We start from the raw sequence: 24276 nt of genomic DNA, 5'->3' as shown, positions 1-24276 counted from the left end.
CCGGCACCGGAAGGGGCGCTTTTTTGTTTTTGGGTTTGACTTGGCGTCATGCTGCGCCATGAGCCCGCCATGGATCAGACACTCACCGCCATACTGCTCGGCATCCTCGAAGGGCTGACGGAATTCCTGCCCGTCTCCTCCACCGGCCACCTCATCCTGGCGCAGACATTCTTCGGGTATGATCCCGAACAGTGGCGCCAGTTCAATATCGTCATCCAGCTGGGTGCGATCCTGGCGGTGGTGGTCGCCTTTTGGTCGACGTTCTGGAACATGGGTATGGGCCTGCTGCGGCGGGAGGAAATGTCCTTCCGCTTCGTGCGCAACATCCTGCTGGCGTTTCTGCCAGCAGCGATTATCGGCCTCGCCGCGAAAGATATCATTGATGCCATGCTGACCAGTCCGATGGTGGTCGCGGTTGCGCTTGTCGTCGGCGGGATTGCGATCCTGGTGCTGGAGAAGAAGATCCCGCCGCGGGTGGATGAGGGTGTTCCCGCGCTCACCTGGAAAATGGCCATCGGCGTCGGCTTCGTGCAATGCCTCGCGATGATCCCAGGAACCAGCCGGTCGGGCGCGACGATCATGGGCGCGCTGGCCATGGGCGTGGGCCGCAAGACCGCCGCGGAATTCTCCTTCTTCCTTGCGGTCCCCACCATGATCGGTGCGGCGACGGTCAAGATACTCGACGAACCCGCCTTGCTGATGGGCGAGGCGACTATCGGCTGGAGCGAAATTGCCTTCGGTTTCGGAGCCGCTTTCGTGGTCGCGCTGGCAGTGATCAAGGCTTTCGTGGCGTATGTCAGCCGGCACGGGTTTGCGCCCTTTGCCTGGTACCGGATCGTGATCGGAAGCGGCGCGATTATCTGGTTGGCGATGCGTTAGGATACGGCGCGGTTCGCCGCAAAATCGGAACAAAACCGGCTGCACCGCCTTTTACCTACAGTAGTGCAAGCAGGAACAGACGATGGGTATTGTAATCTTGATAGCGCTCGGCGCTCTCCTAGGCTGGCTGGCCTCGATCATCATGCGGATCGAGGACCGGCAGCGGATCATGTACAACTTCGCCGCCGGTATTGGCGGGGCGCTGATATCGGGACTGTTCATCGGCGATATCGCAATCCTGTCGGGGATAAGCGCGGAAACCGTCCTTGCCGGGTTCGCAGGCTCGGTGGCCGTGTTGGCTCTGTGTAACGTAATCCACCGGAACGCTATTCGCTAACCGGTCCCGCGTTGGGGCCTCAGACGGGGGCGGCACCGCTGCCACGACCGCCGCGCTGGAGATATTCCTGCGTTCCCCGGTGCAAGACATCATCCACATCGATGATCGCCGAATTCGCGTAGGTAAACGCCGGCGACAGGCTGCGATACAGACGGTCGAAATCGCGCTCCACCGTTTGGTGGTACAAGTCCTCGAAACTCTCGATCACGAAATAGGTCGGCTGCAAGTCGTCGATCACGTAGTCGGTGCGCATCACCCGGTCGACATTGAGCATGATCCGGTTCGGACTTTTCGCTTCCAGCGCAAAGACAATCTCGGTCGGCCCCGACAGGATGCCCGCCCCATAGGCCCGCAGTGCGCCTTCTTCCATGAGCAGTCCGAATTCGACCGTGTACCAGTAGAGCGCACCCAGCGCTTTCAACCGGTTGTGCCGCATCGCTTTCCATCCGGCGCGGCCATATTCCTGCATGTAATCCGCATAGACCGGGTCGGTCAGCATCGGGACATGGCCGAACACGTCATGGAACACGTCCGGTTCCTGGATGTAGTCGAAAGTCTCACGGGTGCGGATGAAATTGCCAGCAGGAAAACGGCGGTTGGCGAGGTGCCAGAAAAATACGTGGTCGGGGATGAGCATCGGCACCGGCACTACGCTCCATCCGGTCAGCGCACCCAGATCCTCCGACATCTTGCCGAATTCGGGCACCCCGCCATGCGCCAGGTCGAGTTTTTCCAGGCCCTGCAGGAATGCCGTGGCTGCGCGGCCGGGCAACACTTCCATCTGCCGCGCGAACAGATCATCCCAGATTGCGTCCTCGTCAACCGAGTATTCGGTCTGCTTCGGCTCGAGCCAATCCTCGCCCAGATGCGGGGGCCTCTTCAGCGGCGCGGTGTACACCTCCGGCGGCAAGTCGGGCAGAGCGCTAAAATCGCTTTCGGGTTCGATAATCGTGGCCATGGCTGTGCTAATAGTCCTAGCATCCGGCGCCGTCGCTGACAAATGTATCGCAGCGGGAAGGGGAACGCATGTGGGCAAGTTGAAACGTGACGAATACGAACAGTTGCTCGAGCCGCTGGAGGAACAGCTGGTGGCGATGGCGCGCTGGGCGCAGACAAGCGGTGCGCGGATCGTTGTGCTTTTCGAAGGGCGCGATACGGCGGGCAAGGGCGGAGCGATCCGTGCCGTTTCGGAGCGCCTGAACCCCCGGCAATGCCGAATTGCCGCGCTGGCCAAGCCGAGCGAGCGCGAACTGGGCCAGTGGTATTTCCAGCGGTATATCGCCCATCTCCCCGCCGCCGGGGAAATCGTCCTGTTCGACCGCAGTTGGTACAACCGGGCGGGGGTCGAAAAAGTGATGGGGTATGCGACGGAGGAACAGGTCCGGCATTTCCTTGACACGGTGCCGGATTTCGAACGGATGCTCGTGCGCGACGGGATACTGCTGTTCAAATACTGGCTGACGACCGATCAGGACAAACAGGAAGAGCGCCTGGCGGAGCGGTTGGAAGACCCGCTCAAACGCTGGAAGCTTTCCCCGATCGACCTCGCCGCGCGGGGTAAATATGCGGAGTACACCGCGGCGCGCGAAGCCATGCTGGAAGCGACCCATAGCAAACACGCACCGTGGACGCTCGTCGATTTCAACGATCAGAAACTCGGGCGGCTGACCTTGGTCCGTGACTTGCTCGACCGCCTGCCGGACACCAATGTCGAACCGCCGCCGCTTGAATTTCCGCCGCTGGGGCATGATCCGCTACCGGAAAGCTACGCTGTCCTGAAACCGATCAAGCCGTACGAGACCTGACCAGCGCTACGCGGCGGCGCCAGCGGCAAATTCGCGGAGCATGTTCTTGGCGATCACCAGTTGCAGGATTTGCGTGGTCCCTTCGTAGATCGTGTAAATCCGGCTGTCGCGGTAGAACCGTTCGGCTTCGTATTCCGCAAGATAGCCGGCGCCGCCGTGGATCTGGACACAGCGGTCGGCGACCCGGTTGCACATTTCCGAGGCGAACATCTTGGCGCTGGCGCATTCAATGATCGCCTTGCCCTTGTCGGCCTTTTCCGATGCGTCGCGCAGCATGCATTCGGCGGCGTAGATTTCCGCCCGGCTGTCAGCCAGCATCGCCTGGATGAGCTGGAAATTGGCGATCGGCTCGCCGAATGCCTTGCGTTCGCTGGCATAGCGCAGCGCCGTATCGAGGATCCGCTGGGCATAACCCGCGCTGGCTGCGCCGACCGAAAGACGGCCGTTGTCGAGGCTCTGCATCGCGGTGGCAAAGCCCTTGCCTTCTTCCCCGCCGAGCAGCGCATCGCCCGGCAATTTCACGTCGTCGAGATAAATGTCGGCGATGTGGCTGCCCGACTGGCCCATTTTCCGGTCGGGTTTGCCGACCGAGATGCCGGGGCTGTCCATCGGCACCAGGAAGGCGCTGACATGAGCGTTTCGCGGCAGGGCTTCCTGGCTAGTCCGCGCCATGATCAGGCCCAGTTTCGCATGGGGCGCGTTGGTGATGTAGCGCTTTGACCCGTTAAGGACATAGCCGTTACCGTCCTTCCGCGCCGTGGTCGCCATCGCGGCGCTGTCGGAACCGGAGCCCGGTTCGGTCAGGCCGAAGCAGGCGATTTCCCCGGCGGCAAGGCGCGGCAGCCACTCGGCCTTTTGTTCATCCGTACCCGAATTCTTCAGTGCCGAACAAACCATCCCGAGATTGATCGAAGTGATCGACCGGTATGCCGGCAGCGCGTAGCTGAGCACCCGGATGGTCTCGACATATTGCGGCACGTTCATGCCCGAACCGCCGTATTCTTCCGGCATGGTCAGTCCGAACAGGCCCATTTCGCGCATTTCGTCGAGCAAATCGTCCGGAATCCGGTCGTTGGCAATCACCTCGGCCTCCGCCGGGATCAGCCGCTCGCGGACGTAGCGTTTGAGCTGGTCGATGAATTGGTCGAAGATTTCGGGATCCATGCCGGTGGTGGCCATAAAAAGTCCTTCTGAGCTATCCTCGTGGCTCCCTGCGGTTCAAGTGAGCCGTGTGTGGCGGAACTATTCCTACTGCGGGGTGGTCGGCGCGTCTTCGGCGGGTTCGGTCACGATCTCCTCTGGCGGGAGCTGGCGCGCTTCGAGCATTTCCGCCGCTTCGTCGAGCGCCCGGGCTTCGCCGACCGTAACTCCGCCAGGGCCGGGATCGTTGTCCGCCGGACCGCAAGCTGAAAGCGCGCCGAGGATCAGAAAGGGAAAGACAGGTTTCATTCCGCCACCATAGCGAGATGGCGGAAAAGGAAAAGCGGGCGAATCGCTGTCACGATCCGCCCGCCTCCCTTGTGTCGTGAGCCGGACTCGCGGCCCCGCTTCGGATGCTTTCGATCAGTTCGGAGCCGTCGGTGCGGGCGGTGTCCGCGTGGCGGTCGGCGTCGCGCCGGTCATTTCCTGGATTTCGGCCGCTGCAGCGGCTGCCGCGTCACCGGCCGCGTCGGCTTCGCTGCCTACGGGGTCGGTTGGCTCAGCCGTTGCGGCTTCGACCGCGTTGGCTTCCGGATCGGCTGCAGGCACTTCGGTGACGGGCTCCATCGCGTCGTTGGCAGGCATTTCGACGGTATCAGCCTCGGCCTCGACCGACGCATCGTCGGAACTGCCGCAGGCGGCAAGCGCCAGCGCCGAAAGAGATGCAAACAGCACGGTGGTGATCTTGTTCATGGTAGTGTTCTCCGGAAAGTTTCTGTCCGCCTTCTAGCGAGGTGCAAAAGGCGGGGCAAATACCAATTCTCCCCCGCCGATGATCCCGCCGGGCATTCACCCCGCGCGCTGCATCTGCCATGGAGCGGCGCATGCATGACCCGCTGCCAGACTTCGACCCGGAGCAATCCCGCGCTCCGCAGCAAGGCTTTTCGCTGGAAGATGCCCGCGCGCGGCTGAAAAGCATCTTCGGCTTCGACGAATTTCGTGGCCGCCAGCCCGAGGTGCTCGAACGGGTATTGGCAGGAAAGTCCACGCTGGCCGTGATGCCGACCGGCGCGGGCAAGTCGCTCACCTACCAGTTGCCCGCCACCATGATGGCGGGGACCTGCGTGGTGATCTCGCCGCTGATCGCGCTGATGCACGACCAACTGCGCTCCGCCCGTGCCAACGGTATCCGGGCGGCCACCCTGACCAGCGCCGACGCCGACTGGCGCGAGACGATGGACGCGTTCCGCGCGGGGCAGCTCGATCTGCTGTATGTGGCGCCGGAACGGGCGAGCCAGCCGGGTTTCCGCGATATGCTGGGCAGCGCGCCGCTGGCCCTGTTCGCTATCGACGAGGCGCATTGCGTGTCCGAATGGGGGCATGATTTCCGCCCAGACTACCGGCAGCTGCGCCCGATGATGGACGCGTTTCCCAAGGTGCCCCGACTGGCCCTGACGGCGACGGCGGACGAACACACCCGCGCCGATATTCTGGCCCAGCTGGGTATTCCCCGGAACGGGATGATCATCGCGGGCTTCGACCGGCCCAACATCCGCTACACGATCCGCCACCGCGACAGCGCGGCGAAGCAGATCGCGCGCCTGATGGCCGAAACGCCGGGGCCGGGAATCGTCTACGCGCCGACCCGGCGCAAGGTGGAGGCGTTGGCCGAACAACTGGCCGCGGCAACCGGTCGTCCGGTGCTGCCTTACCACGCAGGCCTTCCGGCGGAGGAACGCAGCGCCAACCAGGCGGCGTTCGTGGCGAGCGAGGACATGGTGATCTGCGCGACCATCGCGTTCGGGATGGGGATCGACAAGCCCGACGTACGGTTTGTGGCCCATGCCGGGATCCCCAAGTCGATCGAGGCCTATTACCAGGAGACCGGCCGTGCCGGGCGCGACGGGGACCCGGCGATCGCGGTCATGCTGTGGGGCGCAGGCGATTTCGCGCAGGCCCGCCAGCGGCTGAGCGAAACCCCGGAAGAGCGGCGCGGGGGTGAGCGCACCCGGCTGGACGCGCTGGCGACGCTGGTCGAAGCTCCCGGTTGCCGCCGTGCGATCCTGCTGCGCCATTTCGGCGAAAATCCTCCCGAGTCCTGCGGGAATTGCGACAATTGCCTCAATCCGCCCAAGGTGGCCGACACCTCAGAGGTCGCCCGCAAGCTGCTGTCCGCCGTCTATCGCACAGGACAAAGTTTCGGCTTCGGCCACATCCAGAAGGTGCTGACCGGCAACGCCGACGAGCGGATTCGCCAGCGCGGGCATGACCGGTTGAGTGTGTTCGGTATCGTCGGTGAAAGCGAGGCGGCGCTGCTGCAACCGCTCTCCCGCGCGCTGCAGGCCCGCGGCGCTCTTGTCGCCACGGAACATGGCGGACTGGCGCTGGGCGGCAATGCTCGCGCTATCCTGAAGGGCGACGAAACGGTTGAGATCGTCCTGGCGCCCCCTCGCGAAAGGGGCCGGAAACGCGGGACCGCGGCGGCCAACCCGGTCGGCGATCCGCTGTTCGACGCCTTGCGCGAATTGCGGCGTGAGCTGGCGGTGGAGGCGCAGATGCCGCCTTATGTCATCTTCCACGACGCGACCTTGCGCGAAATGGCTGCCGCGAGGCCATCGAACCTCGGCGAGCTTGGCAAGATCGGCGGTGTCGGCGCGAAAAAGCTCGAGGCCTATGGCGACGCGTTCCTCGCGGCTATCCGGCGGCATTGACGAGATGGATTGACTCCCCTCCGAATTGATATAAATATGATATCATAATTATATCGGAGGAGATTCGGAATGTCGGTTGAAAACGGGGGCCATAGGGGCAGGATGAACGTCAGCCGCGAACGCGCGGCGACGACTTACAGCGGTTACATAATGTTGCTGGTGCTGGTGGTAATTGCGGCACTCGCGGTCTGGACGCTTACGGGCGGCCGGCCGGACAATATCGGTGGCGCGGTCGATAATGCGGGAAGGATGGCCGAGTTCGTCTTCTTCAGTTCGCTAGGCGTGCTGAGCTTGTTGTTCCTGCTCGTATCCTGCGGGTTCTTCATGATCCAGCCCAACCAGGCGGCGGTGATCACGCTGTTCGGGGAATACCGCGGCAGCGAGCGGACCGAGGGCCTCCGCTGGATCTGGCCGTGGATGATGCGCAAGAAGCTGTCCGCACGCGCGCATAACGTCCATTCCGACCGGGTGAAAATCAACGACCTGCGCGGCAATCCGATCGAGATCGCCTGCAACGTGGTGTGGCGCGTGCAGGATACCGCGCAAGCGAGCTTCGACGTCGACGATTACAAGGAATTCGTCAGCATCCAGATCGAGGCGGGGCTGCGAACTGTCGGCGCGCGCCATCCGTATGACGATTTCGAGGGCGAAGCGGTGACGCTGCGCGGCGGGGCGGACGTGATCAACCGCGAATTGCTGGAGGAACTGAACGACCGGTTGGCGGTCGCCGGGATCGTGGTCGACGAAGCGGGCCTGACCCATCTGGCCTATGCCTCCGAAATCGCCAGCGCCATGCTCAAACGCCAGCAGGCGGACGCGATCATCGCCGCCCGGGCGAAGATCGTGCTCGGCGCGGTCGGCATGGTTGAGGATGCGCTGAACAAGCTCAGCACCGACGGGATCGTCGAACTCGATGACGAGCGCCGCGCGGCGATGGTTTCGAACCTGCTGGTGGTGCTGTGCAGCGAACGCGAGACGCATCCCGTGGTCAACGCCGGCTCGCTATACTGAGCGCGGGCAGGCAGTACGATGTCCAAAAAGGCCTTCGCCCTCCGGCTCGATCCGGCAGTTCATGCCGCGATCGAGCGGTTGGCGGCGGCCGAGCTGCGTTCTGCCAACGCGCAGATCGAAATGCTTCTGCGCGAGGCCTTGTCCGCGCGCGGAATCCAGATTGCCGACGCACCCAAGCCCCGGCGCGGCCGCCCGCCCGGAAAGGAAGGAGCAAATCCCAATGCTGCATAGATTTTTCGAGCCCGGGTACTGGTTTGCACCCAAGAAATTAGGATATGGCGCCGGACTTCCGATCGCGTGGCAGGGATGGGTCCTGCTGCTTTGCTATATCGCTTTGGTATCAGGCATCGGCTTGTTCATGGGTTCTCTTGGCGGATATGGAATTGTCGCGGGCGTCGCGCTGATTATCCTCATCTCCTTCCCCTTCATGGTGATCGTCAGGCGGCGCACCGAGGGCGGCTGGAAATGGCGGCCGTGACGGTCCACGCTGGCAGATGCTTAGCTGGGCGTTAACCCGAGCCTGATACGCGGGCGGAATGAAGTCATCCGACCGCGCCATGCCTGCTCGCCCCGCCCCCGCCGTGCCCGGGATCCTGGCCGCACTGGCCATTCCCGTCATTCCGCTCGCGCCGATGCTCGCGCAAACTGCGGCGCCGTTCACGGTGACCGAGACCGGGCAGACCTTCGGCCAGTTGCAACAGGCGGTGAACGCAATCGGCAGCGGTAACGGAACCATCGCCATCGCGCCGGGAACCTACCGCCAGTGCGCGGTGCAGACGGCGGGTTCGGTGGCTTATCTCGCGGCCCGGCCCGGCACCGTCACCTTCGACAGCGTCACCTGTGAAGGCAAGGCAGCGCTGGTGCTGCGCGGCCGCGACGCCAGCGTTTCCGGGATCGTGTTTCGCGGCATGGCGGTGCCCGATTTCAACGGGGCGGGCATCCGGCTCGAACAAGGAAACCTTACCGTCGCGCAAAGCTGGTTCGCCGACAGCCAACAGGGCATCCTGTCGGGCGATGACCAGAACAGCCGGATCGTGATCGATAAATCCACCTTCTCCGGCCTTGGTACCTGCGAGGGGTCGGGCGGCTGTGCGCATTCCATCTATATCGGCGACTACGGCCATCTCCGCGTCACCCGGAGCCGGTTCGAGAAGGGCAATGGCGGCCATTATGTAAAAGCCCGCGCGGCCCGCGTGGACGTCGCCTCGTCCAGCTTCGACGACAGCGCGGGGCAGGAAACCAACTACATGATCGACCTGCCCGCCGGAGCCGTCGGCCAGATCAGCAACAACTGGTTCGTCCAGGGGCAGAGCAAGGAAAACTACTCCGCGTTCATCGCGGTCGGTGCGGAAGGCAAGCTGCACAGTTCCGACGGGCTCGAGATCGCCGGGAACGATGCCCGCCTCGCGCCCGCAGTGCACCGCAACACGGTTTTCGTGGCCGATTGGTCGGGCGCGCAGCTGGCAATCGGAAACAATAACCTCGGCACCGGCCTTACAGCTTACGAGCGGCGGTAGCGGCGGAACCATTACGCCCCCTGCCGGATTGTATCGGTGAAGGAGCGGGCACAATGGCTGGCGGTTGGACGCGTGATGGCGCGGTTCAGGATCAAATCGATGACACGGTAAGCGACGCGGTGAAAGCTGCGCGTTCGCGGATCCCGCGCGGAGAAAGCCCCGAATATTGCGACGAATGCGGCGAGGCCATTCCGGAAAAGCGCCGCGCCGCTCTTCCCGGTATCCGGACCTGCGTCGCGTGCCAGTCCGGACGTGACAGCGCGGTAAAGCATTCCGCCATCAACCGCCGCGGCAGCAAGGATAGCCAGCTTCGTTGAACCGCGTGGCCGCTGCGTCTAGGGCGCAGGTCTTAGGCGCGCCGGACTGCCGCGCCCGCACAACCAGGACAAACCATGGCCTTTAGTCCCTTCATCTGGCTGCAACACATTGCGCCCCAGCACACTTTGTCCCGCGCGGCGGGGATGATCGCGCGGGGGCGGAACAGAGCGCTCAAGGACCAGCTGATCCGGCGCTTCATTAGCGCGTACGATGTCGACATGGCCGAGGCCGAGACACCCGCTGCCGACTATCCGTCGTTCAACGACTTCTTCACCCGCTCCCTCAAGCCCGGCGCGCGCCCGATTGCGGACAGTGAAACCTTCGTCGTCAGCCCGGCAGACGGGGCGATCAGCCAGCTTGGCCGCATCGAAGGGGGCCGCATCGTGCAGGCCAAGGGGCAGAGCTATACCGCCGAAGAGCTGATTGGCGGCGATGCGGACCTCGCGGCCCGGTTCGAGGGCGGGCATTTCATCACCATTTACCTGTCCCCGAGCGACTACCACCGCGTCCACATGCCGGTCGCCGGGACCTTGCGAGAGACCACCTATATTCCTGGCGCGCTGTTCTCCGTCAACACGGTGACCGCCGCCGCCGTGTCCCGCCTGTTCGCCCGCAACGAACGGCTATCCTGCATCTTCGACACGAAGCAAGGCGCGGTCGCGAGCGTGATGGTGGGGGCGATGATCGTCGCCAGTATCGAGACAGTGTGGTCGGGCCCGGTCACGCCGCACGGCAAGCAGGTGATCCGCACCGATTATACAGGAACGCAGGCACTGCATCTGGAAGCAGGCGCGGAAATGGGCCGGTTCCTGCTCGGATCGACGGTGGTCCTGCTGTTCGAGCGCGGAAAGATCGAATGGCTGGACGGATTGAAACCCTTGGACAAGGTCCGCATGGGGCAGGCGCTGGCACGGAAGACCGCTTCCGGTTAGTCGAGCAGGTGGCCGGACCGGTCGCGTTTGGTGCCCAGATAGCGGGCGTTGTGCGGGTTGGCGGGCAGTTGATGCTGGACGCGCTCGATCACGCGGACGCCGGCCTCTTCCAGCGCCACGACCTTGCGCAAGTTGTTGGTCATCAGCTTCACGTCACGCACTCCGAGCAGCTCGAGCATTCGCGCAGCCGTACCGAAATCGCGCGCCTCGTCTGGCAGACCGAGCCGCTGGTTCGCGTCCACGGTGTCGAATCCCTGGTCCTGCAGGCGGTAGGCACGCATCTTGTTGACCAGGCCGATCCCCCGGCCTTCCTGCCGCATATACAACAAGACACCCCAACCGCCACCGTCCGCTTCATCGGCCATCGCTGTCAACGCCGCATGCAATTGCGGGCCGCAATCGCATTTCAGGCTACCGAGGATATCGCCGGTCAGACATTCGGAGTGCAAGCGAACAAGCGGCGCGCGGTCCGACATCTGCGTGCCGATCACCAGCGCGACGTGTTCGCGGGTGTCGTCGGCGCTGCGGAAGGCGACGATCTCGGTGTTTTCGCAGGCCGCAATCGGCAGGCGTGCGCGGGCAGCAATCGTCAGTCTGGCGGTGTCGGCCCAATGCGCCAGATCACCTGCCGCGACCGGCTGCGCTTCGCCGGCTCCTTCCGGATCGACCAGGAATGCCGGCAGGATGCCTGCGAGCCGGGCCAGTTCCAGCGCGGCATCGGCGGCATCGGTCCATGCGAGCAATTCGGCCTTGAAAGGGCCTTTCAGCGGGCTGGCAAGGTCGAGAGCGGGATCGGCAATCGGACGGGCGGCGGCGAGGGTGAACGGTTCCGCGCCGCGTATCAGTACCGGCGCGTGCGGCGCAGCGGCTTCGCGCTGGTTGACCAGTTTGAGCGTGGCGGCGCGGGCGGAGGAAATCAGCATCCGCGGCGCGTGGGCCTGCGCGTCGATCGCGGTTTCGACCGGCAGCAGCACCGGCCCATCTCCGACACCTCCGCCCTCCATCCTCAGCGGCCAGCCATGGCGCAGCGCGTCGATCGCCTGCGCCACCCGCCGCGCCGGCGATGGAGAGAGCGGCGATTCGCTCAGAGATCGAACTCCGTCACCAACGGGACATGGTCGGACGGCTTGTCCCAGGCGCGGCAATCCTCGCAGACGTAATGCCCGGTCGACGCCGCTGCCAGTTCCGGGCTGGCCCACATGTGGTCGAGCCTGCGCCCCCGGTCATTGACCCGCCAGTCTTTGGAACGGTAGCTCCACCAGCTGAAATAGCGTTCCGGGTCGAGGATATGCTGGCGGCCGATATCGACCCAGCCATGCGCGTCCTGGAACCGTTTGAGCGTCTCGACCTCGAGCGGGGTGTGGCTGACCACTTTCAACAATTGCTTGTGGTTCCACACATCGCTTTCCAGCGGGGCGATGTTGAAATCGCCAACGATCAGCGTGGGGCCGGAAACGGTCTCCGCCCAGCGCGTCATCCGTTCGAGGAAGTCGAGTTTCTGGCCGAATTTGCTGTTGAGTTCGCGGTCCGGAATGTCGCCGCCCGCAGGCACATAGACATTTTCCAGCAGCATGCCGCGGCCCGGTCCGAGCAGTTCGACACCGACGTGGCGAGCCTCGCCATTGTCCTGCCAGTCGTTGCGGGTCACTTCTTTCAGCGGGATACGGCTGACGGTGGCGACGCCGTGATAGCCCTTCTGCCCGTGCACCGCATGGTGGGTGTAACCAAGCGCGGCGAAGGCTTCGTAGGGGAAGGTTTCCTCGACCGTCTTTATTTCCTGCAGGCACAGCACGTCGGGCGCCTGTTCGGTCAGGAAACGTTCGACGATCGGCATCCGCAGGCGGACCGAATTGATGTTCCAGGTAGCGATCTTGATCATGCGCGCGGGGATAGGGGGCCAGCGCGGCACTGTCTATTGGTTTGGCCCACTGGTTTGTTGCAGGAGCCACCACCCAAAAAAGAAACCCCCGCGCCGGGGGCATTGGCACGAGGGTTTCCTATTTAGCGTTCGTCACGCTTGTACGAGAAGGCCTTGATGACAGCAGGACAACAGGGGGGAAACCCGCTGTCAGCCAACTCGTAGTCGTAAACTAGTCGTTTTTGGCTTGCTGGCCAATGAACAAAGCGACGCATCTTGTCGTATTTATACAACGACACGTCGGCTGAATGGTTAGCGAGGCCGACGAGTCGTTTGGCGCGGGTCATCGTAGGTGAAGCTCTTGTCGCTCACCGACACCCCGTATTTATGATTCCGCAGCTTGACCGTGGTGCGGTTGTTTTGCGAATCGAGAGCAACCCAATTGGTCAGCTGCCAGCCGCCCGGCGCCGCACCGTTGCGAATGAAGATCATCGTGATCACCCCGAACTCGGGACGCTTCGGATCGCGCACTTCGACACTGATCACTTCGGAGTTTCCGGTGGGGATCAGCTTGCCATACTTGGCGATGTCGCGTTTGGGATCGAGCAGGGCACCGAGCGGCGAATCCTGGATAGGCCAGCGCTGCACCTGGTTGACGTCGTAGTCGATCATCGTCAGCGATTTGCCGTTCGAGACGATCAGCATGTTGACGTCTTTTTGGTATTCGAACCGGATCTTGCCCGGCCGCTTCAGCGTCATGACGCCGGATACGGACCGGCCCTGACGGTCGGTCTGGACGAAGTCGGCCTTCATCGTGGAGATTCCGCGGATTGCCTCGACCGCGTTATCGATCTGGCTTTGCGCCGCGGCGACCGGGGCGGCGGTGGCCAGCATGGCTGCTGGCACCGCGATTGCAGCGGCTCCGGCAAGCAATGTCTTGAAGGCGCTGCTGGAAATAGAACCCAGCAGGGACGGGCGATTGGTCAGGTTTGAAATGTTCATGCTCCGGCAAATGACAGCGAAGCGTTGAACCGTGTCTGAATTGATCCGCTGCCGGAAATTCAGCTTACTTGATCTTCGCTTCCTTGAACTCGACATGCTTGCGCACGACGGGATCGTATTTGCGAAACGTCATCTTTTCCGTGATGTTCCGGGGATTTTTGGTGGTGGTGTAATAGAAGCCGGTGTCAGCGGTCGAAACCAGCTTGATCTTTACTGTTGCAGGTTTCGCCATGGCGGGTTCCTAAATTCTCTGATGGGGCCGAAAGGGCCGAAATAATACCGGCGGCGCGCCCGATAAGGGGGACCGCCGCCGTTCAAGCCGCCGCCATTGGGACAGCAGCCCTAAAAAGTCAAGCGCGATTGAGCGTGTTTGCGCGCGGGGTTACCACTCCACCTTGCCGCGGTTGGCCTTCACCGTGCCGCGGTTTTTCTTGCCCTTGATCCGCGCTTCCTTGTTGATCCGGTTGACCCGGCTTTTCTTGCGGACGCGGGGCGCGCGCTGCGCTTCCTCGAGCATTTCGGTGATTCGTTTTCGGGCATCATCCCGATTCGCTTCCTGGGTCCGGTAGCTGCGCGCCGTCAGGACAATCTCGCCCTTCGAAGTCATCCGGCTTCCGGCAAGTGCCTTGAGCCGATTGAACACGGCAGGTTCCAGCCGCAGCGCGAACACGTCCAGTCGGACCTGCACCGCGGTCGCCACCTTGTTCACATTCTGCCCGCCCGGACCGGAGGACGCGATGAAGCTTTCCTCCACCAGCCCCATCGCGCGGGACACGATGTCAGACATCGGCGGGAACCGGCTCCTCGAGATCCGTGAATCCGAGCCGGAGAAAATCCGCGGGCATCGGCGCGGTAGCGGTGATCGGTGGCTTGCCATCGCGCGGAACGATCAGCCCGGCTGCGTGCAGCATGGTCCGGGTCCCGCGTTTGTCGGCGGGGTCTTCCTCGGTAGACACGGCACCATAAACCGGATCATTCAGGAGCGCCTTGCCCAGGCCCGCTTCCGCATGGATGCGAATCTGGTGGGTCCGGCCGGTCTCGGGGCGGAATTCGACCAGCGTGTTGCCGCCCTGCACATCGATCCGCCGCCAATGGGTAACCGAGGGCTTGCCTTTTTTGGCGGCGATCATCCGCCAGCCCTTCTCCGCGCTGCTGATCTTCGACAGGGCCAGTTCGATGGTCCCTTCTTCCTCCGCCAGTTCGCCCGCAATGATCCCGAGATAGCGCTTGATCACCAGCCGATCCTCGAACGCCTTGGCAAAGCGTTTGTGCGCCTTGGGATTGCGCGCCAGCAGCAGGCAGCCGGACGTATCGGTGTCGAGCCGGTGCACGGCAGCAGGCGGGCGCTGGAAACCCAGCTTCAGGTCCTCGTAATGGTCCTCCAAAGCGCGGCCGCCCTTGCGCGGGCGGTCTATCGACAGGCCTGCCGGCTTGTCGATCACCAGCGCTTCGCCGTCTTCAAACAGGATCGGGATATTCATACGAACTTCGCTTTCATCAGGCCGCGGACAGCATTGCCCAGCAGAAATCCCTGTTCGAGATCGGCAATCTGCAGATTGGATTCAAGCGCCTTGCCCGCTTCGAGGAGCGAACGGCGCAACACTCCGGGGAGAAGCCCCAGTCCGGCTGGCGGGGTCAGCAGGATGCCGTCCCGTTCGACGAAGATGCTGGTCCAGCTGCCTTCGGATAGCAGCCCGTCATCGCGCAGCAACAACGCTTCCCCGGCGTTTTCACCGCGGGCAACCGCCAGTGCGTCCTGATAGAACCCGCGGTCGGTGGTTTTGTGCCGTAGCCGCCAGTCACCGCTGTCGACCGGCAACGGGAGCACGATGCATTCGACCGGCTCGGCAGGGGGATCGCCCAGTTGCTGCGCTTCCAGCGCGATCGCGCCGCTGCGCGCGAGCAGCAGGCGAACCTTGGCGGGGGCTTCAAGTTCGAAACACAGCGCCTGGATCTGGTTGCGGGTCTGGTGACGGTCGAATGCAAAGCCCAATTCCGCCGCACTCGCCTTCATGCGTTCAAGATGCAGTTCGAGCAATTCCATGCCCGTTTCGGGATCGAATTTCATGCTCTCGATCAAATCGAACCCGCCCGCATGTTGGCGCGCGAACCCGCCCTTGAGAATCGCTTCGCGCCATTCGGGCATCGCTTCGCTGTCAGCAACGATGGCCGAGCCGACGCCAAGCACGGCGGCGCCTTGGTTATTCTCGATCGGGGTGAGGCGGAGGGTACGGATAGCGACGTTGAAAGCGGCATCGCCATTGGCATCGATTCGTCCGATCGCCCCGCAATAGGGGCCGCGCGCATCGCGTTCGGCCTGGCCGAGCAATTCCATCGCGCGGATTTTCGGTGCGCCGGTGATCGAACCGCACGGAAAAATCGCGCGGATCAGGTCCGCCGCGCCTTTGCCGTCTTGCAGCCGCGCGCGGACGGTGGAGACCATCTGGTGCACCGTTGGATAGCTTTCGACCGTAAACGGCGAGTCCACCTCGACGCTGCCCGCTTCCGCCACGCGCGACAGATCGTTGCGCATCAGATCGACGATCATCAGGTTTTCGGCGCGGTCCTTGACCGAACCGGCCAGCTCTTCCGCGAGCGCCGCGTCGGCTGCCGCGTCCTGACCGCGCGGGCGGGTGCCTTTCATCGGTTTGACCTTGGCCTCGTCCCCGCGCAGGCTGAAGAACAGTTCGGGCGAGAGGCTGAGCAGCCAATGCGCCCCGTCAAACACGATCCCGCCATACCCGGCCTGCGCCGCGGGCCGTAGCGCCGCGTACAGCGCCGCCGGATCGCCGCGATAGCTGCCGGCGAGGGGGAACGTGAGATTGGCCTGATAGATATCACCCGCCCGGATCGCGTCCTGCAGCGCGGCAAAGGCTTCGGCATACCCGCCGGGCGACAGCTGCGGATCCAGCGGTCCAAGCGACGCGGTCCCTTCCGAGCGCGCGGACAGCCAATCCGGAACTGCATCTGCGGACACGGTTTCGGCATGGTCGAATAACCCGAGCCATACCAGCGGACCGCTTGCGCCGCAGCGTTCCTGCGCCAAGTCAGCCAGTTTCGGTTCCAGCGCCAGGCCGGCTTCGTAGGCGATATACCCCGCCAGCGTGCCGCCTTCGGCCATCCGTGCGGCATCGGCGGCGGCCAGCACACCCGCCACTTCGTCCGCTTGCCGCGCCACGAAAATCCGCCGCGGACTATCATAGACATGCGCGTCCACGCCGCCATCTCCGCGGGCGTCGTCGAGCAGGACAAAGGGTTGCCGGTCGGCCATAATCCCCGCCATATACGGACACCGGCAAATTGGAACAGCCTGCAGCGCGAAAGCTGGCGCTTGACCGGCGCGCCCCCCCTGCGCCAGAGGTCGGGAAAGCGGATGGGGAGTGTTGAGGGTGAGCGATATTTTTCTGGACCAGATCTTCCTGGGACTGGGCGCAAATGGCGAGAAACAATCGCTGCATCTGGGCCGGGCCAATCGCCACGGGTTGATCGCAGGGGCGACGGGCACCGGCAAGACGGTCACGCTGCAAGGGTTGGCCGAGAGCTTCTCCGCCCGCGGCGTGCCGGTGTTCGTGGCCGATGTGAAGGGCGACTTAGCGGGTATCTCGATGCCCGGGTCCCCGACGTTCAAACACGCCGACAAGCTGGAAAGTCGGGCCAAGGAACTCGGCATGGACGACTATGCCTATTCCGATAACCCGGCGGTATTCTGGGACCTCTACGGTGAACAGGGCCACCCGATCCGCACCACGATTTCGGAAATGGGCCCGCTATTGCTCGCCCGCCTGCTCGACCTCAACGAAACGCAGGAAGGCGTCCTCAACATCGTGTTCCGCTTCGCTGACGAAGAAGGAATGCTGCTGCTCGACCTCGAGGACCTGCAAACGATGCTGGTCTATACGTCGGAACATGCCAGCGAACTGACCGCCAAATACGGGAACGTCTCGAAAGCCAGCATCGGCACGATCCAGCGCCAATTGCTCAGCCTCGACAGCCAGGGCGGGGGACAGTTCTTCGGCGAACCGGCGTTGGAAATCGCCGACTTCATTAAGCTGGACGATCAGGGCCGCGGTTACATCAACGTGCTGGCGGCTGACAAATTGATGCGCAGCCCGAAGCTGTATGCCACCTTCCTGCTGTGGCTGCTGGCGGAATTGTTCGAGACGCTGCCCGAAGTCGGCGATCCGGAAAAGCCGAAACTGGTGTTCTTCTTCGACGAGGCCCACCTGCTGTTCGACGATGCGCCCAAGGCATTGGAAGACAAGATCGAACAGGTTGTCCGTCTGATCCGCTCCAAGGGTGTCGGCGTGTTCTTCGTGACGCAGAACCCGATCGACATTCCCGAGGAAGTCGCCGGGCAATTGGGCAACCGGGTCCAGCACGCGCTGCGCGCTTTCACCCCGAAGGACCAGAAGGCGATCCGCGCCGCCGCCGATACCTTCCGGATCAATCCCGATCTCGACGTCGAGACCGCGATCACCGAATTGCGCACGGGCGAGGCGCTCGTTTCGACCCTGATGGAAGACGGCGCGCCGGGCATCGTGCAGCGGACCCTGATCAAGCCGCCGCGATCACGCCTCGGGCCGATAACGCCCAAGGAACGCGCGATCATGCAGTCGATCTCGCCAGTCGAGGGCAAATATGACGAGCGGGTCGACCGTGAAAGCGCCGCCGAAGTGATCGCCCAGAAGATGATCGATGCCGCCGCGACCGCCGAGGAAGTGGAAGCGCAGGGGCGCGAGGCAGTCGCCAAACAGGAACGCAAGTCGACTTCATTGTGGGACGGCCTGGGCGGCAAGGTGGCCAAGGCCGCCGGCAGCGCCGCAGCGGCGAGCGCCGGGTCGATCCTGGCGGCGAAACTCAGCGGCAGGAAGAGCCGCGCCAATCCTACCGCCAGCGCCGCCAGTTCGGCGGGCGGGACCATAGCGACCGAAATCGGCAAGGCGGTGGGGATACCGGGACTTGGCCGGTTCGCCCGCAATCTGATCGGCGGCTTGATGCGCTAAGGCGGCGTCACGCCCCCGAGGCCGGCGCGGGGGGCAGGATGATGTCCGCGCGAAGGCCGCCTGCGGAACGGTTCGACAATTCCAGTCGCCCGCCATGCTGTTCAGCGATCGCGCGGGCCAGCGTCAGCCCCAGGCCCGCACCGCCGGTGTCGCGGTTGCGCGACGCCTCCCCCCGGGTGAAGGGTTCCTGCATCGCTTCGATCCGGTCTTCGGGAATGCCGGGGCCGCTGTCCTCCACCCGCAGGACGGTTTCCGCGCCAGACTGAACGAGGGAAACCGTGGCCGAACCGCCATACCGCACAGCGTTGGCAATCAAATTGCGCAATGCGCGGCGCAGCCAGGTAACATGCACCGGATGGACGATCCGGCTGGTCTCCGCCAGCGTGACCGGGTCGCCCATGTCCTCGAATTCCTCGACCACCGAGGCCACCAGTGAAGAAAGCTCGGCGCGTTCGGGAGGCTCGCTGGCCCGGCCAACGCGGGCGAGCGAGAGGATATCGTCGAGCGAGCGGGTGATATCCTCGATGCTCGCCGCCATCCTTCCGCGCTCGTGATCGTCCTCCACGCTTTCGATCCGTACACGGAGCGCGGCGAGAGGCGTCTTGAGATCGTGGCCGATCGCGCCGAGCATCACGTTCTTCTCGTCGAGCAGGGCGCCGACCTTGGCTTCCATCCTGTTATGCGCGGCGATCAGGCGGCGGATATCATCGGGCCCTTCCGGCGTGAGCGGCGTAGAGGGATCCTGCGTCCTGGCGAAGCGTTCGGTGCGGCCGGTCAGCAGCTTGAGCGGCCGGGTTATCCGCCGCAGCAGGAGGAACTGCAGCGCGAACAGGAACAGGAAAATAAGCAGGGTCTGGCCGATGATCGTTCTCAGGGCACCCCGCTGCGGGGGCGGTTCCACCACCCGGGCGACCGTCCAGCCGGCGCGCTGCGGCATTTGCGCCGCGGCCACCATCACCCGGGTGCCTGGGCCCATCGCGCGCGCCATCCGTTCGCGCAGCCGGCTGCGATCCCTGGTCATCGGATCGACGGATAGTGGACGGGTGACCACGATCACGTCGCCTACAGCAATTCCCTGCTGCCCGAGGATATCCCGCAGCGCCTGTTCGCGCGACCGGTCACGGGTCTCCCCGGCGAGCAGGGGGGATGTCCCGGTCACCTGCAGGCGGAGAGGTATCGGCAGGCCCTGGGTCATTCCGCCCCCGCTTGCGCCCGCCCAGGCCCGGCGTTCGGCGCGGCGGGAGCGGTTTCCGTCACCGTTTTCCCGGCCCCTGCGGCGCTCGGCACGCTCGCGGTCCGGCTGGGGATTGCCAAGCAAGCGAAATGCAGCCGCGTTGACGAGCGCCTGTTCGCGCCGGTTTTCCGCGGCCTGGTACAGCAGCGCGGCGGAGATGGATTGGGCGACCAGCAGTCCCAGCGCCAGCGCCAGCAGCATCTGTCCCAACAGACTGCGGGGCCACAGCCGGAATGCGGGGCGGGTCATCGGGTTTGCGATGCAGGCGCGGTACGGCGCACGTCGGCTGCCAGCCGGTAGCCGCCGCCGCGCACGGTCTGGATGATTTCGGGGTTGCGGCTGTCCACCTCGATCTTGCGGCGGAGACGGCTGACCTGGTTATCGACCGCGCGGTCGAACAGATGCGCTTCCCGTCCCTGGACCATGTCGAGCAGGCGGTCGCGGTCGAGTACCTGGCGCGGATGGTCGAGGAAGGCGCGCAGCAACCGGAACTCTGCGGTGGAAATCGCGATCATCGCCCCTTCGGGATCGATCAGCTTGCGCTTCAGCGGGTCCATCGACCAGCCTTCGAAGACATACAGCGCGGTTTCTTCCTCGGGTGCCGGGGCCCGGCGGGCTCGGCGCAGGACCGACCGGATGCGGGCGACCAGTTCGCGCGGTTCGAAGGGTTTGACGACATAATCGTCCGCACCGATTTCCAGCCCGACGATCCGGTCGGTCGGTTCGGTCTTCGCAGTCAGCAGGATCACTGGCAAATCCCGGGTTTCGATCAGGTGTCGGCACAGCGACAGCCCGTCCTCTCCCGGCATCATGATGTCGAGCAGCACCAGGTCGGGGGTGAATTCGATCAGCTTGGCCCGCGCCGCGGCCGCGCTTTCCGCTTCCTGCACGGCAAACCCCTGGCGAGTGAGATACTCGGCCAGGGGCTCGCGCAGGATAGGCTCGTCATCGACCAGCAGGATCCGGGTGGGCGTGTCTTCGATCATGTCGCGTTCCCGCCTACCCGTTTCCGTATGGTCCGATCAAGCTGTGCTCAGTTGGCGGGGGCTGCAGCGGCCTTGCGTTCGGCGCGTTGGGCCCGCATCGCTTCGCGGGCTGCCGTCCGTTCTGCCTGGGTGATGCTGCCGTCGTTGTTGGTATCGGCCTTGGCAAAGCGGGCCTGCGTGGCGGCGTCGAATTCGGCGCGGCTGATGGCCTTGTCGCCGTTGGTGTCGGCCCGCATCATGTGGCCCATCTTACCGCCGCGCTTGCCGCCCTTCATGGCGTGATGGCCGCGTTTGCCCCGCTTTTCGCCGGTCATTTCACCGCGTTCGCCGCGCTTTTCCATGCGCGCTTCACGGGCTGCGGTCATTTCGGCTTCGGACACTTCGCCGCTGCCGTCCGTATCCATCCGGGCGAACATCTGCGAACGGCGCGCTTCGCGGTCCGCTGCATTGATCACGCCGTCCTGGTTGGCGTCCATCCTGGCGAACCGGCTGGCCGCGTGGGCGGTAGCTTCGGCGCGGGTAACCACACCGTTGCCGTCCGCATCAGGGCCGGTCTTGGTCTGCGCATAGGCAAAACCGCCGGCACCAACGGCCAGGGCTGCGGCTGCGGAAAGGGCGAGTGGGAAAGTGAACTTACGCATGGTGTTATGCTCCTGAAAAAAATCCAAGAGCTGCGGGGTGCCCGATCAGGGGGAGGGAAACCTTGGTGGCACCGCCGCAACTCACATCCAGCGTTCTAGGCCCCTATTGTCGCAGGAATATCCCCGGGACAAAGCGAATTGTCGCAAAGTGTCGCAGGACCCGCTGCCCGTTCATCGGGGCGCAAAAGTCAGGCGTCAGCGCGGGCGGTGCTCGGTTCCTTCACCGGCGGTGATGAAAACGGCTTCGGCTTCTTCCTCCACATCCGCCGTGTGCCACACGCCCGGCGGATTGATTGCGTATTGGCCGGGCCGCAAAATGGTCGAGACCTGTTCGCCCGCGATTTCCTGGATCAGCGTGATGGCGCCGCTGGTGCACAGCACCATTTCGCTGCCGGCGGGATGCATCTCCCAGACGTCCCAATCGCCGGCGAAGCGGTGCATGCTGACCAGCCGTCCCTCCGCCCCGTCAGCGGCATAGCGATCGCTGTAATCGCCGTACCATTGCATCCCGTTGAAGGGCGGCTGGGTCTCCGACGTGGCGCCAAGACCCAGATGCACCCAATTTTCGTGCAGATCGGGCGCTGAGCCTGTCATCTCAGCTGCCCGTCATCAGGAAGGCGTTCAGTTTGTTGCCATCGGGATCGCGGAAATAGGCGGCGTAGAACCCGTCACCCCGCGCGCCCGGTGCGCCTTCATCGCTGCCGCCATTGGCCAGCGCGATGTCATAAATCCGCTGGACCTGTTCCTCGCTGGCCGCCTCAAAGGCCACCATCACGCCGTTGCCCACGGATGCAGCTTCACCGTCGAATGGCTTGGTTGCGGCAATGCCGGGCGCGCCGCCGGCCGTGCCCCAAGCGATGAAACTGTCGAATTCCATCATGCGTCCCACGCCCATTTCGGCGGCGATCGCATCGTAGAATTTGGCCGAACGCGGCAAGTCGTTGCTGCCGACGGTAACATATCCGATCATCTCTGGGTTCCTCCTCCTGCAAACATGAGGCGACTCGCCCCAGTTGGAACATTACCAGAACATCAATATGCCTACAAGATCGGGCGTTACAGCGGCCGGCACCCTTCTTCGACCCACGCGCGGACCTCGGCATCCGCTGGCGCCGTCAGCTGTGGAAGCAGGATTTTCCCGACCTGCGCATGATAATCGTTCCACCATGCTATCTCTTCTCGTGTCAGCAGGCCGACATCGACCATGCTGCGGTCGATCGGCACGAAGGTGAGTGTTTCGAAGCCGAAATACGTCCCTTCCGCGCCGGGGATTTCCCGCGGTTCCACCAGCACCAGATTTTCGATCCGGATGCCGAATTCGCCTGCCTTGTAATACCCCGGCTCGTTCGACAGGAACATGCCCGCCTGCAGCGGTTCGTCCGTCCCCGCCTGTCCGCCGCCCGATTTCGCGATCCGCTGCGGGCCTTCATGCACCGCCAGGAAGCTGCCGACACCGTGGCCGGTGCCGTGGGCGTAATCGACCCCCGCCTGCCACAGGAACTGGCGGGCGAACGCGTCGAGCTGGCTGCCGGCGGTATTTTCCGGGAACACGGCCAAAGCGATGGCGATATGGCCCTTCAAAACGCGGGTGTAGCGGTCCTTGACCTCAGCCGATGGTTCGACCGGTTCGATCCATACGGTGCGGGTAATGTCGGTGGTGCCGTCGACATACTGGCCGCCCGAATCGACCAAATAGACGCTGCCCGGCGCAATCGGAATATTGCTGTCCTCGTCCACGCGGTAATGCGGCAACGCGGCGTGGGGACCGGCGGCGGAAATGGTATCGAAGGACAGGTCCTTGAGCATCCCCGTCTGCTCGCGGAATTCGCGCAGCTTCGCCGCTGCGTCCAGTTCGGTCACCCCGCCAGCGGGCGCGGTCTTCGTTAGCCAGTGGAGGAATTTCGACACCGCCACGCCGTCGCGCGCCTGGGCATCGCGGTGTCCCTGCTGTTCGACCGGGTTCTTGACCGCCTTGGGCAATAACGCGGGATCGCGCGCGGCGACGACGGTGGCCCCGGCGTCTTCCAGGGTCTGGAAAATGGCCGCGACCCCGCTGCCGGGATCGACCGCGATCTTCTTGTCCCGCAGGTGCTGGAGCGCACTTTCGAATTCCGTGCGGGGCCGGATGGTGACCGCGTTGCCCAGGTGCCGGGCAACTTCGGGGGTGATCTTTTCGGGCGCGATGAACAATTCTGCCGTGCCGTCGGCATGGGCCAGCACATAGGACAGTGTCACAGGAGTGCGGTCGACATCCGAACCGCGAATGTTCAGCAGCCACGCGATCGAATCGAGTGCGCCGATTACCGCGCCGTCGAGCCCTTCCGATTTCAGCCAGTCAGCCACCAGTTCGCGCTTTTCCGCGCTCGATTGCCCGGCGTTGCTGTCATCATGGACCATGACCGCGGCGTCCGAGGGGGCGGGCCGGTCTTCCCAGACCGCGTCAACCGGGTTGGCGTCGACCGGGACAAGTTCCGCGCCGATCTTTGCGAGCGCTTGCGACACGTTGTCCGCCCAGCCGCGCGTGTGGAGCCACGGGTCGTAACCGATCCGCGCGCCGGAACCTGCGTTGGCGGCAATCCATGCGCCGATGCTCTCCTTGGGGATCTGGCAGTAATCATACAGATTGCCGTCCACCTGGTCGCGGACCTGCACGGTATAACGCCCGTCCACGAACATCGCCGCCTTGTGTTCCAGCACCACCGCACTGCCGACCGAGCCTCCGAATCCGGTCAGCCATGCCAGCCGCTGGGCATAGGAGCCGATATATTCCGACATGTGCTCGTCGGAAATCGGAACAACGAAACCGTCCAGTCCTCGCTTCTTCAACTCCTCCCGGAGGGCGGAGAGACGGGCTTCGTGTGTTAGCATCAGCATGGTTGCGGTCCTTTCGTGACCAACATAG

At 63.9% G+C, this 24276-nt stretch carries 28 protein-coding genes; 11 read left to right on the top strand and 17 right to left on the bottom strand.

All coding sequences use genetic code 11. From position 1 onward, the window contains the following. Window positions 1–69 precede the first annotated feature (69 nt). Both GRI65_RS07415 and GRI65_RS07410 read left to right on the top strand, forming a co-directional pair. Window positions 70–879 carry an undecaprenyl-diphosphate phosphatase gene (locus tag GRI65_RS07415; RefSeq protein WP_160755897.1) on the top strand — a complete coding sequence of 270 codons (810 nt, stop codon included), beginning with the start codon at window positions 70–72 and terminating at the stop codon, window positions 877–879. 82 nt (window positions 880–961) lie between these two features. Continuing rightward, window positions 962–1216 (top strand): GlsB/YeaQ/YmgE family stress response membrane protein, encoded by a 255-nt coding sequence (locus GRI65_RS07410; protein ID WP_160755896.1) that lies wholly within the window; start codon window positions 962–964, stop codon window positions 1214–1216. Window positions 1217–1235: 19 nt separating this feature from the next. Here GRI65_RS07410 and phhA read toward each other — a convergent pair whose 3' ends face one another. After that, window positions 1236–2174, bottom strand: coding sequence for a phenylalanine 4-monooxygenase (phhA, locus tag GRI65_RS07405; RefSeq protein WP_160755895.1), 939 nt, complete (start codon window positions 2172–2174; stop codon window positions 1236–1238). Window positions 2175–2244: 70 nt separating this feature from the next. Here phhA and ppk2 point away from each other — a divergent pair, with 70 nt between their 5' ends. Beyond that, on the top strand, window positions 2245–3021 hold the full coding sequence (gene ppk2, locus GRI65_RS07400) for a polyphosphate kinase 2 (protein ID WP_160755894.1): 777 nt from the start codon (window positions 2245–2247) through the stop codon (window positions 3019–3021). A 6-nt stretch (window positions 3022–3027) separates the two neighbouring features. On the opposite strand, the gene GRI65_RS07395 is transcribed toward ppk2, so the two are convergent. From GRI65_RS07395 to GRI65_RS15115, 3 genes are all read right to left on the bottom strand, one after another. Then, window positions 3028–4200: an acyl-CoA dehydrogenase family protein gene (locus GRI65_RS07395; RefSeq protein WP_160755893.1), complete on the bottom strand. Its 1173-nt coding sequence runs from the start codon at window positions 4198–4200 to the stop codon at window positions 3028–3030. Window positions 4201–4269: 69 nt separating this feature from the next. Beyond that, complete coding sequence (locus GRI65_RS07390; protein WP_160755892.1) at window positions 4270–4470, bottom strand: hypothetical protein; 201 nt, start codon at window positions 4468–4470, stop codon at window positions 4270–4272. A gap of 114 nt (window positions 4471–4584) precedes the next feature. After that, window positions 4585–4914, bottom strand: a complete 330-nt coding sequence (locus GRI65_RS15115; protein ID WP_202391296.1) for a hypothetical protein — start codon at window positions 4912–4914, stop codon at window positions 4585–4587. 131 nt (window positions 4915–5045) lie between these two features. On the opposite strand from GRI65_RS15115, the gene recQ reads away from it, so the two are divergent. The 7 genes from recQ (at window position 5046) to asd (ending at window position 10650) form a co-directional block, all read left to right on the top strand. After that, window positions 5046–6872: a DNA helicase RecQ gene (gene recQ / locus GRI65_RS07385; RefSeq protein ID WP_160755891.1), complete on the top strand. Its 1827-nt coding sequence runs from the start codon at window positions 5046–5048 to the stop codon at window positions 6870–6872. Between the two features lie 69 nt (window positions 6873–6941). Then, window positions 6942–7883: an SPFH domain-containing protein gene (locus tag GRI65_RS07380; protein ID WP_232843993.1), complete on the top strand. Its 942-nt coding sequence runs from the start codon at window positions 6942–6944 to the stop codon at window positions 7881–7883. Between the two features lie 18 nt (window positions 7884–7901). Continuing rightward, window positions 7902–8114 (top strand): toxin-antitoxin system HicB family antitoxin, encoded by a 213-nt coding sequence (locus tag GRI65_RS07375; RefSeq protein ID WP_160755890.1) that lies wholly within the window; start codon window positions 7902–7904, stop codon window positions 8112–8114. After that, window positions 8104–8361 carry a hypothetical protein gene (locus GRI65_RS07370; RefSeq protein WP_160755889.1) on the top strand — a complete coding sequence of 86 codons (258 nt, stop codon included), beginning with the start codon at window positions 8104–8106 and terminating at the stop codon, window positions 8359–8361. Before GRI65_RS07375 ends, GRI65_RS07370 begins: the two co-directional genes overlap by 11 nt. Before the next feature lie 58 nt (window positions 8362–8419). Next, a complete protein-coding gene (locus GRI65_RS07365) occupies window positions 8420–9400 on the top strand; it encodes a right-handed parallel beta-helix repeat-containing protein (RefSeq protein WP_160755888.1) in 981 nt (326 codons plus the stop codon). 53 nt (window positions 9401–9453) lie between these two features. After that, complete coding sequence (locus GRI65_RS07360; protein ID WP_160755887.1) at window positions 9454–9717, top strand: DksA/TraR family C4-type zinc finger protein; 264 nt, start codon at window positions 9454–9456, stop codon at window positions 9715–9717. Window positions 9718–9792: 75 nt separating this feature from the next. After that, a complete protein-coding gene (gene asd, locus GRI65_RS07355; protein ID WP_160755886.1) occupies window positions 9793–10650 on the top strand; it encodes an archaetidylserine decarboxylase in 858 nt (285 codons plus the stop codon). On the opposite strand, the gene ribA is transcribed toward asd, so the two are convergent. From ribA to pabB, 7 genes are all read right to left on the bottom strand, one after another. Then, window positions 10647–11699, bottom strand: coding sequence for a GTP cyclohydrolase II (gene ribA / locus GRI65_RS07350; protein WP_332872615.1), 1053 nt, complete (start codon window positions 11697–11699; stop codon window positions 10647–10649). The two genes, asd and ribA, sit on opposite strands and share 4 nt — an antisense overlap. A 35-nt stretch (window positions 11700–11734) precedes the next feature. Then, window positions 11735–12529, bottom strand: a complete 795-nt coding sequence (locus GRI65_RS07345) for an exodeoxyribonuclease III (RefSeq protein WP_160755885.1) — start codon at window positions 12527–12529, stop codon at window positions 11735–11737. Between the two features lie 291 nt (window positions 12530–12820). Further along, entirely contained in the window at window positions 12821–13510 is a 690-nt protein-coding gene (locus GRI65_RS07340; RefSeq protein WP_160755884.1) for a LolA family protein, read from the bottom strand. A 64-nt stretch (window positions 13511–13574) separates the two neighbouring features. Further along, the gene (gene rpmG / locus GRI65_RS07335) at window positions 13575–13742 is read right to left on the bottom strand and encodes a 50S ribosomal protein L33 (RefSeq protein ID WP_160755883.1); all 168 of its coding nucleotides are present in this window, start codon (window positions 13740–13742) and stop codon (window positions 13575–13577) included. A gap of 150 nt (window positions 13743–13892) precedes the next feature. Beyond that, window positions 13893–14297, bottom strand: a complete 405-nt coding sequence (gene arfB, locus GRI65_RS07330; RefSeq protein ID WP_160755882.1) for an alternative ribosome rescue aminoacyl-tRNA hydrolase ArfB — start codon at window positions 14295–14297, stop codon at window positions 13893–13895. Then, complete coding sequence (locus GRI65_RS07325) at window positions 14290–14991, bottom strand: RluA family pseudouridine synthase (protein ID WP_160755881.1); 702 nt, start codon at window positions 14989–14991, stop codon at window positions 14290–14292. Before GRI65_RS07325 ends, arfB begins: the two co-directional genes overlap by 8 nt. After that, complete coding sequence (gene pabB / locus GRI65_RS07320; RefSeq protein WP_160755880.1) at window positions 14988–16781, bottom strand: aminodeoxychorismate synthase component I; 1794 nt, start codon at window positions 16779–16781, stop codon at window positions 14988–14990. Before pabB ends, GRI65_RS07325 begins: the two co-directional genes overlap by 4 nt. Before the next feature lie 133 nt (window positions 16782–16914). Between pabB and GRI65_RS07315 the strand changes: the two genes are divergently transcribed. Continuing rightward, window positions 16915–18513 (top strand): helicase HerA-like domain-containing protein, encoded by a 1599-nt coding sequence (locus GRI65_RS07315; RefSeq protein ID WP_160756529.1) that lies wholly within the window; start codon window positions 16915–16917, stop codon window positions 18511–18513. Window positions 18514–18520: 7 nt separating this feature from the next. Here GRI65_RS07315 and GRI65_RS07310 read toward each other — a convergent pair whose 3' ends face one another. From GRI65_RS07310 to GRI65_RS07285, 6 genes are all read right to left on the bottom strand, one after another. Beyond that, entirely contained in the window at window positions 18521–19996 is a 1476-nt protein-coding gene (locus tag GRI65_RS07310) for a sensor histidine kinase (RefSeq protein ID WP_232843992.1), read from the bottom strand. Continuing rightward, the gene (locus GRI65_RS07305; RefSeq protein WP_160755879.1) at window positions 19993–20733 is read right to left on the bottom strand and encodes a response regulator; all 741 of its coding nucleotides are present in this window, start codon (window positions 20731–20733) and stop codon (window positions 19993–19995) included. The genes GRI65_RS07310 and GRI65_RS07305 overlap by 4 nt, the downstream gene beginning before the upstream one ends. Before the next feature lie 47 nt (window positions 20734–20780). Beyond that, window positions 20781–21374: an EF-hand domain-containing protein gene (locus GRI65_RS07300; protein ID WP_160755878.1), complete on the bottom strand. Its 594-nt coding sequence runs from the start codon at window positions 21372–21374 to the stop codon at window positions 20781–20783. A gap of 195 nt (window positions 21375–21569) precedes the next feature. Then, window positions 21570–21968, bottom strand: a complete 399-nt coding sequence (locus GRI65_RS07295) for a cupin domain-containing protein (RefSeq protein ID WP_160755877.1) — start codon at window positions 21966–21968, stop codon at window positions 21570–21572. A 1-nt stretch (window position 21969) separates the two neighbouring features. Beyond that, window positions 21970–22344, bottom strand: a complete 375-nt coding sequence (locus tag GRI65_RS07290) for a VOC family protein (protein WP_160755876.1) — start codon at window positions 22342–22344, stop codon at window positions 21970–21972. Between the two features lie 86 nt (window positions 22345–22430). After that, the gene (locus GRI65_RS07285; protein WP_160755875.1) at window positions 22431–24248 is read right to left on the bottom strand and encodes an aminopeptidase P family protein; all 1818 of its coding nucleotides are present in this window, start codon (window positions 24246–24248) and stop codon (window positions 22431–22433) included. Window positions 24249–24276: the final 28 nt, after the last annotated feature.

This window comes from Allopontixanthobacter sediminis (genome assembly GCF_009828115.1).
Classification (GTDB): domain Bacteria; phylum Pseudomonadota; class Alphaproteobacteria; order Sphingomonadales; family Sphingomonadaceae; genus Allopontixanthobacter; species Allopontixanthobacter sediminis.
The sequence above is the reverse complement of the archived record's forward strand: the minus strand, read 5'-3'. Positions and strand labels throughout refer to the sequence as shown.